The sequence below is a fragment of the Bacteroidota bacterium genome (assembly GCA_020161395.1).
GTDB lineage: Bacteria > Bacteroidota > Ignavibacteria > Ignavibacteriales > Ignavibacteriaceae > UTCHB3.
In genome coordinates, this window is record JAIUOE010000004.1 from 43031 (window position 1) to 56421 (window position 13391).

General features: G+C 40.3%; 14 protein-coding genes and 3 tRNA genes. 12 read left to right on the plus strand and 5 right to left on the minus strand.

What is annotated here, in order from left to right; genetic code table 11:
* Positions 1-6: 6 nt before the first annotated feature.
* The 4 genes from LCH52_07445 to LCH52_07460 form a co-directional block, all read right to left on the minus strand.
* Positions 7-1386 (minus strand): S9 family peptidase, encoded by a 1380-nt coding sequence (locus LCH52_07445; protein MCA0388315.1) that lies wholly within the window; start codon positions 1384-1386, stop codon positions 7-9.
* A 2-nt stretch (positions 1387-1388) separates the two neighbouring features.
* Entirely contained in the window at positions 1389-2288 is a 900-nt protein-coding gene (locus LCH52_07450; GenBank protein ID MCA0388316.1) for an NAD(P)-dependent oxidoreductase, read from the minus strand.
* An 18-nt stretch (positions 2289-2306) separates the two neighbouring features.
* Positions 2307-3425, minus strand: coding sequence for a WG repeat-containing protein (locus LCH52_07455; GenBank protein ID MCA0388317.1), 1119 nt, complete (start codon positions 3423-3425; stop codon positions 2307-2309).
* 119 nt (positions 3426-3544) lie between these two features.
* Positions 3545-3736, minus strand: a complete 192-nt coding sequence (locus LCH52_07460) for a DUF2892 domain-containing protein (protein ID MCA0388318.1) — start codon at positions 3734-3736, stop codon at positions 3545-3547.
* A gap of 186 nt (positions 3737-3922) precedes the next feature.
* On the opposite strand from LCH52_07460, the gene LCH52_07465 reads away from it, so the two are divergent.
* The gene (locus tag LCH52_07465; protein ID MCA0388319.1) at positions 3923-5797 is read left to right on the plus strand and encodes a T9SS type A sorting domain-containing protein; all 1875 of its coding nucleotides are present in this window, start codon (positions 3923-3925) and stop codon (positions 5795-5797) included.
* Between the two features lie 167 nt (positions 5798-5964).
* Entirely contained in the window at positions 5965-7104 is a 1140-nt protein-coding gene (locus LCH52_07470; protein MCA0388320.1) for a hypothetical protein, read from the plus strand.
* 33 nt (positions 7105-7137) lie between these two features.
* Here the strand turns inward: LCH52_07470 and LCH52_07475 are convergent.
* Positions 7138-7214 (minus strand) — tRNA-Ile (locus tag LCH52_07475).
* A gap of 83 nt (positions 7215-7297) precedes the next feature.
* Between LCH52_07475 and LCH52_07480 the strand changes: the two genes are divergently transcribed.
* The 10 genes from LCH52_07480 (at position 7298) to LCH52_07525 (ending at position 13390) form a co-directional block, all read left to right on the plus strand.
* Positions 7298-7792: a nuclear transport factor 2 family protein gene (locus tag LCH52_07480; GenBank protein ID MCA0388321.1), complete on the plus strand. Its 495-nt coding sequence runs from the start codon at positions 7298-7300 to the stop codon at positions 7790-7792.
* A gap of 58 nt (positions 7793-7850) precedes the next feature.
* Positions 7851-7938 (plus strand) — tRNA-Leu (locus LCH52_07485).
* Between the two features lie 23 nt (positions 7939-7961).
* Positions 7962-8035 (plus strand) — tRNA-Val (locus LCH52_07490).
* A 71-nt stretch (positions 8036-8106) separates the two neighbouring features.
* Positions 8107-8667, plus strand: a complete 561-nt coding sequence (infC, locus tag LCH52_07495) for a translation initiation factor IF-3 (GenBank protein ID MCA0388322.1) — start codon at positions 8107-8109, stop codon at positions 8665-8667.
* 13 nt (positions 8668-8680) lie between these two features.
* On the plus strand, positions 8681-8872 hold the full coding sequence (gene rpmI, locus LCH52_07500) for a 50S ribosomal protein L35 (GenBank protein MCA0388323.1): 192 nt from the start codon (positions 8681-8683) through the stop codon (positions 8870-8872).
* A 15-nt stretch (positions 8873-8887) separates the two neighbouring features.
* On the plus strand, positions 8888-9235 hold the full coding sequence (gene rplT / locus LCH52_07505) for a 50S ribosomal protein L20 (protein MCA0388324.1): 348 nt from the start codon (positions 8888-8890) through the stop codon (positions 9233-9235).
* Positions 9236-9318: 83 nt separating this feature from the next.
* Positions 9319-10329: a phenylalanine--tRNA ligase subunit alpha gene (gene pheS / locus LCH52_07510; protein MCA0388325.1), complete on the plus strand. Its 1011-nt coding sequence runs from the start codon at positions 9319-9321 to the stop codon at positions 10327-10329.
* Between the two features lie 11 nt (positions 10330-10340).
* Complete coding sequence (gene pheT, locus LCH52_07515; GenBank protein ID MCA0388326.1) at positions 10341-12746, plus strand: phenylalanine--tRNA ligase subunit beta; 2406 nt, start codon at positions 10341-10343, stop codon at positions 12744-12746.
* Positions 12747-13070: a hypothetical protein gene (locus LCH52_07520; GenBank protein ID MCA0388327.1), complete on the plus strand. Its 324-nt coding sequence runs from the start codon at positions 12747-12749 to the stop codon at positions 13068-13070.
* Between the two features lie 23 nt (positions 13071-13093).
* The gene (locus LCH52_07525) at positions 13094-13390 is read left to right on the plus strand and encodes a cell division protein ZapA (protein MCA0388328.1); all 297 of its coding nucleotides are present in this window, start codon (positions 13094-13096) and stop codon (positions 13388-13390) included.
* The last annotated feature ends 1 nt before the right edge of the window (position 13391 follow it).

Here is a 13391-nt window from a genome sequence, read left to right on the forward strand (position 1 = left end):
AAAAATCTACTTGAGAGCCTTGATAAATTTCACCAATTTTTCGAGTACCTCAGGTTCAATGGTTGTCTCGGTAGTTGCATACTCGCTCATGCCGCCGGTCTTTACTTTTTGAAACAGGTGATTCAGTGAGTCAAATACCTCGATCTCATATTCAACACCGGCTTTTTCGAGTGCCTTCTTTACTGGTGGCATACTCTGATCTGGCGGTACCTGCAAATCTTTGCTTCCCCACAAAGCGAGCATCGGAACTTTTAGCTTTTCGATGTATGAAACAGGATCGAGGACCAAAAACTGCAAAAACCAGGGTGTTGTGAAGGAGAAAAAACCTCTTTTATCAAACTGTTCCAGTTTCTGTAGTCTCTCTTTTTCCTCTTCCGGAAATTGTGACATATACGCCTTGTAAGCTGAATCGAGTTGTTTTGCGGCAAACTCCGGGTTGGCAAGGATCGCATCGAGACATGATTTTAACAACTCGTTAAAGATCACCAAATCCTTTTCATCTGCATTCTCGGCTCTCGCAAGGAGTATGGTTTGTTCCATAATAATTTCCTTCCCGGTAACTCCCGGACCCGCAAGAGAGACAATGAATTTAATTCCGGAATTTTCAGTTGCTGCAATGGGTGCGATTATCCCGCCCTCGCTGTGACCGATCAGACCGGTTTTCATTGTATCCACAAACGGTAATGTTCGAAGAAAATCGATGGCAGAGGATGCATCAACCACGAAATCGAGTGTTTTAGCACTTTTAAAATTACCTTTTGATTTGGCTGTTCCCCTGTCATCATATCTAAGAACGGCGATGCCGTTGCGGGTAAGATAATCTGCAATCACTAAAAACGGTTTATGACCAACCAGACTTTCATCTCTGTCCTGTGGACCGGAACCCGTTACCAAAATCACTGCGGGATATTTACCCGTTGAATCTGGAGCAGTAACTGTTCCCGCGAGTTCAAATCCCTCCACTTTGTTTTTGAATGTAACATCTTTTGTGTAGTAGGGAAACGGTGGTGAGATTTTCTGGGTTCTGACGACAGGTTTATAGTCTTTCTTGGGAAAAAGCGAAAGGGGTGAAGAGTAATTTCCCTGAGTATAAATTCCGTTGATGGAATCGATCGAACCGTATACTTTGCCCGAATATTTCACTTTCATTGGGTCGTGTGCAATGAAGAGACTGTCATCCTTAAAAAAAGCAGAAGTCAGTTCCATGTCATACACATACTGAACCGGTACCTCAATTATACTTCGCCCCGGTTTTATGACAAAGATCAATTCAACCGGTTTACCGCCTGCAATAAGTTCTCCGGAAACAATTACCTCTTCTTTTTGTGCCTTGAGGCTGACCGGAATCAACAAGAGCAATAAAGGGATTATGAACAGTTTTTTCATTTTTAGTCTTTTCTTTTTACTTCGATGTTAGCGCTCGATTCGAATGCTTTAATAAGCGCAGAATAATCTTCATCACCATGACCGAGTGCGATTGCATCCCTCAGAATTTGAGATATGCTCTCGGCTATGTCAGCACGACAATCAAGGCTGTGACAAGACTCAGCCATGTAATTACTGTCTTTGAGCAGATTTTGTACGGTAAACCGGGGAGTAAAATTCCTGTCCAGCATATTATTTCCCTTGAATTGAATCGTTTGTGAATTCAAGGTGGAATTTGAAAGTACTTCCAGAAATACAGAATTATCCACTCCCGCTTTTTGGAGAAAAACCATGCTTTGCGAAAGCATTGAGATCGTTCCTGCAATTATAGAGTTTAATGCTATTTTAAGATTACCGGATTTTGATGGATGGTCGAATATCCACATTGATTTGCATAACAGCTTGAGAACGGGTGTGCAATTTTCGATAACATCTGTTTCTCCACCGGGAAACATTAAAAGAGAACCGTCAGTTGCCTGCGGAACGCTGCCAAGAACAGGGGAGTGAACGAAGTTCCTGGCTTCCGCTTTGTACCTTTCGAACAGTGTAGTGGTGGTTTTTGCGAGTACTGTACTGCAGTCAATGTGTACAGCTCCAGGCTTCAATCCGGCTAATAATCCATCTTCACCAGAGACAACATCCTCCAGCACTTTTGAATCCGTCAACATTGTAAAAATGATATCACAATTCGCCGCTGTTTCCCGGGGAGTACTGCAAAAGACTGCACCCCTGGCGATCAGATCAGTTGCTTTTTCAACGGTGCGATTGAATATAAACAACTCGTGACCTGCCTCGATGATTCTTGCTGCCATCGGATTACCCATGAGTCCCAACCCGATGAACCCGATCCTTTTCTTTTCCAAATTGTGTCCTTCTGTTTGTTAATCTTTTTTCAAGTAAAACGCAAATTTACCTTTTTTGTCAATAAATCCTGCTTTTTCTTCCTGAGTTTTTGGGTCTGTATACTCGGCATAAGCCCTGCCATCTTTGAATTTTTCAAGCTGATTGAATTTGAAGTCAATCACCATTTTACCCTTGGTATCAATAAATCCTGACTTTTCATAACCCTCTCTTATTACCGCCAGCCCCTCGGAAAACCCCGTTAGCATGAAAAAGTATTTACCTTTATCAACAGAGGGTGCGAATTTTTTGATCACTTTGCCGTTCAAATCGATTATTTCGAAAACAGTCTCCCATGTCTTTTCATCAGTGTATTTTCCGACAGCGAATCCGTCGTCAAATGTACTTAAACTTTCATATTTGAGCTCGACAACAACCTTTCCTGATTTGTCGATTGCTCCTCTTTTATTATTTTCAAAAATGATCGATCTGCCGTTTTTAAAATCACCGGGCTGGTTCTTCGATGAAAATCCCGGAACCTGTTTGTTCGATTTGTCGATAAATATCCATTTCCCTTCATGGTAGACAGCAGCAAGACCTTCACTGAAGGGGGCGATGTCACCATAGACATTGTCGATGTACTCCATTCCGTTTTTATCCAAAAATCCGTATTTTGATTTTTCACGGAAGTGGCTCAAGCCTTCGCTGTAAAATGTGTTGAAGTTGTAGTCGTTAATAGTTGAATCATTCAGAATGGTTCCGGTCTTTGAAACCACCTGGCAATGTGCTCGGGTTCCGCCATTTCCCGCATCGGCAGGTTTCATTGTTACCGCAACATCATCACCAAACCGGCTCATTCTGTAAAATTTAAAAGGAACGACTGTCTTGTCGGTTCTGTCAATCGCCCCAAAAGGACCTGCTTTTTCAAGTTCAACTACCGCTACTCCGTTTGAGAAAAATGGAGCACCCGTCATGCTTTGGTATTTGGGCTGGATTACCATAACTCCGTTTGTATCGATGAATCCCCATTTATCACCTATAAGGACAGAGAGTAATCCCTCATTGAATTCGCCAAAATCCTTGACTTTAATTACAGGTTGTGAAAACAGGTTTGTTGATGATATAAAAAGAAGAGTAAGTAGAAGTGAGAGCTTTTTCATGGCTGTTCCAAAAAATTAATCTGAAGTATATTCCAAATTAATCTTTTGAATCGGAAGGTGAAAATAATAAATTATGTATATAATAAGAGGCTGCCCCTTTTGAGACAGCCTCTGTTAAATTACTTCTTTTTTGTCTCGATGGTTGACAAGCCAAACGGCAGGTAAGCCGGACAAGTGCTCATAGCGGCAGTGAGTATTGGTACAATTCCGACCGCACCCCACCAGGTCTTAAAGTAAATTCCTGCACCAATGATGGCGATCCCGACAACATATCTGATAATTTTATCAGCCGATCCGACATTCTTCTTCATTTCTCTTCTCCGGATAATTATTAAAACTCTAACAGGTTAGATATTCGTGTAACAAAAAAGATTCAATAAGGATTCATAAAAATTTGTCCAGAAACTGTATATTTTCAATTATAATAAACTAAATTCAATTAAAACTTGTCAAACTGAAAAAATTACGATACACAAGCGAATCAAATTGAGATCTGAATGAAATATTTGTTACACATTTGCCTTTTTTCCGTTGCGCTTTTTGCGCAAAATCCACTCCCTTATTTTAACTCTTCATTATTCACCGCTTCCGGTAACTGCTCCACCTGTCACACCGGTTCCGGGGCGGTTCTTACGCAAAACGGTGTGGATATATCGCCTGTAACTCATTGGAGAAGCACGATGATGGCAAATGCCTCAAAAGATCCTCTCTGGCAGGCAGTGGTCTCTGAAGAAACGCATAATTTTCCGGGGATGAAAGATGAGATCGAGTCAATCTGTACAAAATGTCATGCTCCGATGGGAAACACTCAGGCAAAGAAAGATGGATTAACGACTTATACACTGACACAAATGCGGAACGACCCTCTTGGAAAGGACGGCGTAAGTTGCACTCTTTGCCACCAGATTAATCCCGCCAATCTCGGAATGCAAACCTCATTCAGCGGTGGTTACAAAATTGATACAACAAGGATTATTTACGGTCCCTATCAAAATCCATTCACACAGCCCATGATCAGTTTTGTAAACTTCAATTCTGTCTATTCGCCACACATAAACAAGTCAGAACTTTGTGCCACATGCCATACGCTTTTCACACCCTACTTTGATTATAACAATCAGATTGCCGGCTATTACCCTGAACAAACACCTTATCTGGAATGGAAAAACAGTGAATTTGCCCAAAACGGAACTGAGTGCCAAACCTGCCATATGCCTGCAATTCAGGACTCCATCGATATTTCCACTATCCCGGCCAACCACACCGTTAAGCACTCGCCATACTTCAAACATGAGTTTGTCGGTGCTAATAAAATGATGCTGAATCTGATCAAAAATAATATTGACTCACTCGGTGCAACCGCTTCAGCCGCTCTTTTTGACAGCACAATTGGCAGAGTTAACAAAAACTTCGATGGCAAGACTGCAACACTTCAAATTGAAGTTGTACCCGTCGAAGATTCAATCGATATAAATGTAAAAATATCCAACCTGACTGGTCACAAACTCCCCTCCGGAATCCCTTTCCGAAGAATGTGGATTGAACTTAAAATTTTAAATTCGCTGAATCAGAAGATTTTTCATTCGGGAGAGTGGGAGAGTGATGGAGAAATCATCGGGCATGATTCTCTTTATGAAAAGCATCATGACATAATTCGTAATCCTGATGAAGTTCAAATATTTGAATGTGTTCCTGTCGATGTAAATGGAGTTGTTACTCAAACGCTGCTTAGGGCGGCTGGTAATGTTAAAGATAACAGACTGCCTCCTTCAGGATTTACAACTGCACATCCTTCATATGACAGCGTAAAGATTTCCGGTGTGAATGACGATCCAAATTTCAATAAAATCGCTAATGTCGAAGGAAGCGGGGCTGACATCGTCACTTATCGAATAAAACCTTCTGAAAATGGCGAACTGACAATTCATGCACGACTGTGCTATCAGGCCATGAAACCCGGTGCAATAGAAAGACTTGCAGCACTAAACACCCCCGAAGCTGTCAGGTTTATTTCAATGTGGCAAAATGAAGATCATTCACCTTCAATAATTGCAACTGAAACCAAAAACTTTACCGTAACTTCCACAAATGGAGAAGACGGAGTGGCGTTAACTGACGAATACATAAAAGTTTATCCCAATCCTCTTAAAGAGAATGCGACTGTCTCTTTCCGGTTAAACACAACAGAGGATGTAGATATATCACTTTATAACCCTCTCGGTGAGAAGGTGATGAATCTCCTTTCAGGTACGGTTTCATCAGGATTACAAAATTTTTCGTTCAACTCAAGACATCTCACCAACGGTGTATATTTCCTCGTGATGAAAACAGAGTCAGGCTTCAGAAGTGTGAAAATTGCTATGATGAGATGATATTTTGGAGTTTTGAGATTTTTTGTTATTTTTGAGAACATTATACAGGAGTTTGAAAAATGAATACGAAAAAAATGTTCATATCGATTATTTGTTTAGTATTTGTCTTAAGGTTACCTCTATTGCATGCTCAGACAGACCCGGTACCTTTCCTAAGATTATCAGGAATGGACCGGTGGGAAGGCTTAACTCATGCAACAGGGGACGGGGGCTACTCGAGTTATAGTTACAGTACTTGGGAAATTACTGACTCAATGCTGCTTGATGGTATCATGTTCTTTAAACAGGGACTTATTTATTATGGATTTGATCGGGATTCAAATAAACTTTATGAATATAGTGATGGAGTGAAACGGCTACATCTTGACTTCAGTCTACCTTCAGGGTCTTCTTTTATCGGTGGATTCGGGAATGGTACGCCCATCACTGTAACGGGAAACTCCAGTTCAAAAGTTTTCAAGGCTCACTATGGCGTTTACCCTGTTTATGACATAACTGTCACCTATGCCAAGGAAACAGGGGTAATTAGTGATGTATCACAAATGGTGATGAGTTCAAGATGGTCGAAATTCAGTACTACAACCTTATCGAAACTCGGGAGGAAAGTAAATGGCGATACACTTTACCTTGATCATGGTTACTACCCTTCTATGATTTTTACACCTGTAACATCTCCCTCAACTACCTATAGCCCGACTTTTTCGACAGCCAACTGGCATTATCTAAACTATCGTCTGCAGCCAAATAATCCGCAGTTCAATTATCTTGATACACTTTTTTTTGAATATTATTACTCAAATGGAGTTGACTCAACCGACATCATAACATTAAAATACAAAGCTTCAAGTTCAAACAGTTTTGTGGTCACCTTCGATAGCAGTATTATTAAAAGTGGTTATCATGTCAAGTACTGGCTTAAATTAAAGGACAAAAGTTTCCGTCCCAAATTTATAAAAAACCCTGAATATCAAGCATATCATACGCTTACATTTAATGTACCAGTTGGAATTGAAAACGAAACATTGCCCGACAACTTTTTCCAACTCACCGCCTACCCAAATCCATTTAACAATTCCACCTCATTGAAAATCGACCATTTTGAGAGCGGGGAAGTAACAGTTAACATCTACTCACTGACCGGTGAAAAAGCTATGGAGACCCTGTTCAGTCGCAAAGAAGTCGGGACTTTACTGCTGCCCGTAGAGTTTGGAAGTCAGCCATCCGGAGTCTATATTGCAGATGTAAACTTTGTTTCCTCATCCGGGGAAATGCATAGAAAACACCATAAACTGGTTTATTTAAAATAGGGGAATCAAAAGGAAGATATTTTGGCAGGAAAGTGGTGGACCCTCCAGGACTTGAACCTGGGACCTACTGATTATGAGTCAGTTGCTCTAACCAACTGAGCTAAGGGTCCTAAAAAATTTCAAATTGAGACTGAAAATATAGCTATTTTTGTGTTTTCAACAAATAATTTTTTTTGAAATGGATAAATTTGTTTTGAGATACAAAAGAGTTTCAGTTCTCATTCTCGCCGGATTATTGTTAATCATTCATGGTTGTGGTTCCAAGTCAGACGAAATACCTTCCCCCAAAGATTCGATTGAAGTAAGTTCAAAAAACGACACAAATTACACAGCTTTAAAACTTGTGTTCAACAAACAGATACAGGGTCTAAAGGGGAAAAATGTAACGGACTACATGAGCACCATTAAAGTGAGCGGGCTTGACTCAATAAATGCTTATAACTACTTCGAAACAGTAACAAAACTCTACGATCTTGATTACACCATTCTGAACTTTACCGTTTTAAGAGCCGATGCCCGGTCTGCTGAAGTTGAGGTTGAGATGGAAGTCAGAAAAGTAAACGGACCTCAGTTTGACGATCACAGATCAATAACCCGACACATCCTCGAAAAAATTGATGGCGGCTGGCGAATTGTTGAGTCCCGGGAAATCAAGTTTACACCCATAAAACCTGAACTAAAGAAATAAAAGAAGTATTTGGTTATTTTTTTAGAAAAAGGTATATTTGTAATCTAAATTTTTGTGTGCCGGGATGGCGGAATTGGTAGACGCACAGGACTTAAAATCCTGTGGGAGTTTCTCCCGTGCCGGTTCGACCCCGGCTCTCGGTACCATAAATTTGAGAGGGAGTTAAAACGGGTTCTTAGCTCAGTTGGCTAGAGCGTCTGTTTGACGTACAGAAGGTCACAGGTTCGACTCCTGTAGAACCCACAAAAACCGGTTTATTCCGGTTTTGTTATGCAGTGATTATTTTACAACTTTTGAAAGGTATCATTTAAAATTTGATACAAGATAACAATTCAAATTCCAAAGAACCAAAAGATTCCGTAAGGATTAACGAGGAGATTCGTGTTCCTCAGGTTCGGGTAATAGATTCAGACGGCGGGCAATTAGGGGTTATGGAAACAAAAGCGGCGATAGCCGTTGCAAGAAGTAAAGAGCTGGATCTCGTTGAGATAGCTCCAAAAGCAGACCCCCCGGTTTGTAAAATAATCAATTTCGGCAAGTTTAAATACGAGAAGCAAAAACGGGAGAAAACCCAGCGAAAAAATCAAGTGGTACAGATACTCAAAGAGATAAGGTTCCATCCGAATACCGATTCTCACGATTTCGAGTTCAAGACAAAGCATGCAATTAACTTCCTTGAAGAAGGAAACAAAGTTAAGGTGTCAGTAATGTTCAAAGGTCGCGAAATGGCTTATACACAGCTTGGAGAGACATTGTTGAACAAGTTTGTTGAAAGAATTGCAGAAATCGCTAAAGTAGAATCTCCAATTAAATTGGAGGGACGAAATATGAATGTTATCGTTGTACCGGTAAAAAACAAATCCAAAAAGAAATAAATTCGGGACAGCAATGCCAAAAATGAAAACCAACCGCGGAGCGCGGAAGACCTTCAAAGAGACTGCATCAGGCGGTTTCAAGCGTAAGAAAGCTTACAGAAGCCATATTCTTACTTCCAAAACAACAAAACGGAAGAGACATCTTAGAAAAGGTACAATGGTTACCGACGCAGATGCTCCGAAGATTAAAAGAATGTTGCAATAGGAAGGATGAAATAATATGCCAAGGTCACAAAATAATGTAGCTTCACACCACAGAAGAAAAAAGATCCTCAAACTTGCAAAAGGTTACTGGGGTTCCAGAAAAAATGTTTACACTATTGCCAAAAACCATGTTGAAAAAGGTTTAACACACGCTTATGTGGGCAGAAAATTAAAGAAACGCGAATACAGAAGACTCTGGATCGCAAGAATAAACGCCGGTGCAAGAATGCACGGATTGAATTATTCTACTTTTATTTCCGGTTTGAGCAAAAAAGGTGTAGCAATCAATCGTAAAGTTCTCGCTAATCTTGCTGCTGAAAATCCGCAGGTTTTCGCAGAACTGGCGAATCTGGTTAAAAGCTAACTTAAATTAAATGTTTTACACCCTCTTTCTCGGAAATTATCCGATTAAGAGGGTTTTTTTATTTAAACTTAAAGTGTCAGCAGATGTTAAACAAGATAAATGATGCCAAAACGCAATATGCCTCCGATATTTTGCATGTTAAAACTCCCAAAGATCTTGAAGATTTAAGGATCAAATATCTCGGGAGAAACGGACTTGTATCGGTTCTCTTCGAAGAATTTAAAACCGTAACTCCTGAAGAAAAAAGAGTATTGGGGAAGGAATTGAACTTCCTCCGCCAGGAGCTGCAGTCAAAGTACGATGATCTAAAAGAAACAATCGAAAAGGCTGCAAAATTGAATGCGCCAAAAATCGATTTGACACTTCCAGGACGGCAAACCAAAGCAGGTTCAGGTCACCTTGTCGCTGAGACAATGATGGAAATTATTTCCATTTTCAAGAAAATTGGATTTTCTGTTATTACGGGTCCTGAAATTGAATCGGATAAAAACAATTTCGAAGCTTTGAACTTTCCGGCAGACCACCCGGCAAGAGACATGCAGGATACATTTTTCATCAACAAGGATTTTGTTCTCAGGACCCACACTACTCCGGTTCAAGTGAGAATCATGGAAAATCAGCAGCCTCCCATCCGTGCAATAATGCCAGGCAGAGTATACAGAAATGAGGCAATTAATGCCAGAAGCTACTGTATGTTTCACCAGGTTGATGGCATCTACATTGACGAAAAGGTGACATTTGCAGAATTGAAGGGGACACTCGTTCATTTCGCACGGGAATATTACGGCAGCAGTGTTCAATATAAATTCAGACCAAGTTTTTTCCCGTTTACCGAACCAAGTGCCGAGATGGATATTACCTGTTTTATCTGTGGTGGCAAAGGATGCCGGGTTTGTAAGCACAGTGGCTGGCTCGAGATACTTGGATGCGGAATGGTTGATCCGAATGTGTTCAAATATGTCGGTTATGACCCAGAAAAAGTTACCGGCTATGCCTTTGGTATGGGAATAGAAAGAATTTCAATGTTAAAGCATGATATCAATGACATTCGTCTTCTTTACGAAAATGATGTCAGATTCTTGAAACAATTTTAGATGGTGAAAAAGTGAAAATAGTTTTAAGCTGGTTGAATGAATTTATCGACCTCTCGGAAATCAGTGTTGACAAGCTGGCATATGAACTGACAATGGCCGGTTTGGAAGTGGAAAGTGTAACCGACTACAATCTCGTTTATGATAAGTTTATCGTGGCAGAAGTTCTGGAAAAAACCAAACACCCGAATGCCGATAAACTCTCTGTATGTAAGGTAAACACAGGAACGGAAACACTTCAGATCGTCTGTGGTGCTCCAAATGTTGCCGCAGGGCAGAAAGTACCTTTGGCAATAGAAGGAGCCAAAATACCTGATGCTGATTTTATAATCAAATCGACTAAACTTCGTGGACAGTTATCGCAGGGAATGATTTGTTCAGAAGCTGAACTTGGTCTTTCCAACGATCATTCCGGCATCATGGTGCTTCCTGAAGATTCAGTTCCGGGTACACCTCTTGCCAAGGCTATCGGATATGATGATGTTGTATTCGAAATTGGAATTACTCCAAATCGTCCTGACGCACTAAGCCATACCGGCGTTGCAAGAGATTTGGCAGCTCTTTTTAACAAACCCCTGAAGAAAAAAACTGTAACTGTAACAAGAGACACAGAACGGATTTGGGATGTCGCAAATGTGATTGTGGAAGATGAGATCAATTGTCCGAGATATTCAGCGGTAGTCATAAAAAACTGCAAAGTTGGCGATTCACCTGTTTGGATGAAGAACAGATTAAAGATGGCCGGAATGCGTCCCATTAATAATATTGTGGATATTACAAATTATATAATGCTCGAACTCGGTCAACCATTGCATGCATTTGATCTTGATAATCTAAGCGGCAGGAAGATTGTCGTTAAAAAAGCTGTTGAAAATTCGAAATTCAAAACCCTTGATTCTGTTGAGAGAACTCTGAAGGAGTCGGTTCTGATGATTTGTGACGGCGAGAAGGAAGTGGCAATTGCCGGAGTTATGGGTGGGGAAAACTCCGAGGTGAGCGAGAATACTACCAATATTCTGCTCGAAAGTGCATATTTCCATCCTACGAGTGTGAGAAAATCGGCAAAATATCTGGGGCTTTCCACAGAGGCTTCATACAGGTTTGAGAGAGGTACAAATCACGAAGGTACACTCTATGCTGCAACCAGAGCGGCAGAGTTGATGTCCAGATTCGCAGGTGGAAAAATTCTTTCCGGTGAGATTGATATTGTTTCCGAGCAGCTCAAACCGCTAAAAGTTGAATTAAGATTTGCACAAATTGAAAGAATACTCGGTTATCATGTCCCTGACGACAAAGTTGTCCAAATTCTGAAGAATCTTGACCTTGAGGTTGTCTCGGTTAACGAATCCAAAGTTACGGTAAATGTGCCCGGTTTCAGACCGGATATCGACCGCGAAATTGATTTGATTGAAGAGGTGGCAAGAATTCACGGTTATGACAATATTCCAACTGTACACCGGATTACATCTCCATTGGAATCCACAGTTGATGATCTGGAGTTATTGGATACAATCCGGGGAATCCTGTCAGGTTTTGGATTTAATGAAATAATGAACAATTCACTTCAACCGAACGAAATTGCTGCCGAAACCGGAAATCCTGTCCCGGTGTTAAATCCTCTAAATGCAGAAATGGCAGTCTTAAGAAGTTCTCTTATACCGGGTGCTCTGTATACTGTCAGAAATAATCTGAATGTTGGTGAAAAAGATCTGATGCTTTTTGAGACAGGGCATACCTTCAACAAAAAAGGGGAAGTAATAAATTCCTTCGATGATTTTGTTGAAGACAGGATGGTTACATTTCTGCTTACCGGACGGGCAACTCAAAAAACCTGGAACAGCAGTGAGCGCTACTTCGACTTCTATGATCTGAAGGGTTACTTCAAGTCACTCCTCGAATCATTCATGAACACAAGTCCTTTAGGTCATGTCTATAACAACGAAGAGAAGGGGATTTTTGAGTATTCGATCGAAGTTTTCGCCGGCGAAGAGAAACTTGGGGTACTTGGAAAGGTATCAGATCAATTTTGTTCAAAATTTGATATCGGACAAGTTGTGTATTGTGCTGAATTATTCGTAAATTGCATTAAAAGAAATACGGATAAGGTTAAGAAGTATTCACCACTTCTGAAATATCCGAAAATCATCAGAGATTTTGCATTCATTTTTGATTCGAATATCAAATACGGTGAAATTTCTCAATTCATCAGGAAAAATTCTTCTTCACTTCTTAAAAAAGTGGACCTTTTCGACCAGTACGAGAATGAATCGGTAATTGGTGAGGGAAAGAGAAGTCTTGCATTTACTCTTGAATTTTTTGAGAATGACAGAACTCTTACCGAAGAGGAAGTGGAAAAGGAGTTTTCCGGGTTAATACAAAAAATAACAAAACATTTCAACGCAGTTTTACGAGGAAACTGATTGAGTGATCTGACCAAAATTGATGTTTTATTCAGCGATCTGGATTCTTTACAAAATCTTGTGAAAGCTCTAATTACAGACCATAACCGGGCTGTTGAGGAGAGAAATGCACTTGAATCACGACTGACCAAGGTGCTCGAAGAGAATAAAAATCTTAGAAAACATATCGCCGAACTTGAGAAGGAAAGTGATACACTTAAAAGTGGAACTTTTGCTACTCATCTTTCATTATTTCAAGAGATGAGTGACCACGAAAAGGAAATTTTGGTACAAAAAATAAATGATCTGATTCTTAAGATCAACAAGCATCTGATCAACTTATAGATATTGGTACAGCGGACACCCTGATGAGCGAAAAAAAGAAGCTGAAGATTAAAATTTTTGATAAAGAATACTCTCTATTAGTAGATAATGAGGATCTTGCCAAAGATCTTGCAAAATATGTAGATCAAATAATGGAAGAAACGAGGCAGGAATTGCCCAATCAGCCGATGCAAACTGTAGCAGTTATTGCTGCCCTGAACATTGCGTATGATCTCTTTATAGAGAGAGAAAAAAGTAAAGAATTTACCTCTAAAGCTTCAGATAAAATAAAAGGTTTAAAACTCCTCTTAGAATCCCGCTCTCTTCACAGTCCGTCATAAG

Coding starts and splice junctions, on each gene's coding strand:
- LCH52_07445 (MCA0388315.1), bottom strand. CDS start 1,386: ATGAAAAAACTGTTCATAATCCCTTTATTGCTCTTGTTGATTCCGGTC.
- LCH52_07455 (MCA0388317.1), bottom strand. CDS start 3,425: ATGAAAAAGCTCTCACTTCTACTTACTCTTCTTTTTATATCATCAACA.
- LCH52_07460 (MCA0388318.1), bottom strand. CDS start 3,736: ATGAAGAAGAATGTCGGATCGGCTGATAAAATTATCAGATATGTTGTC.
- LCH52_07465 (MCA0388319.1), top strand. CDS start 3,923: ATGAAATATTTGTTACACATTTGCCTTTTTTCCGTTGCGCTTTTTGCG.
- LCH52_07470 (MCA0388320.1), top strand. CDS start 5,965: ATGGACCGGTGGGAAGGCTTAACTCATGCAACAGGGGACGGGGGCTAC.
- rpmI (MCA0388323.1), top strand. CDS start 8,681: ATGCCAAAAATGAAAACCAACCGCGGAGCGCGGAAGACCTTCAAAGAG.
- rplT (MCA0388324.1), top strand. CDS start 8,888: ATGCCAAGGTCACAAAATAATGTAGCTTCACACCACAGAAGAAAAAAG.
- pheS (MCA0388325.1), top strand. CDS start 9,319: ATGTTAAACAAGATAAATGATGCCAAAACGCAATATGCCTCCGATATT.
- LCH52_07525 (MCA0388328.1), top strand. CDS start 13,094: ATGAGCGAAAAAAAGAAGCTGAAGATTAAAATTTTTGATAAAGAATAC.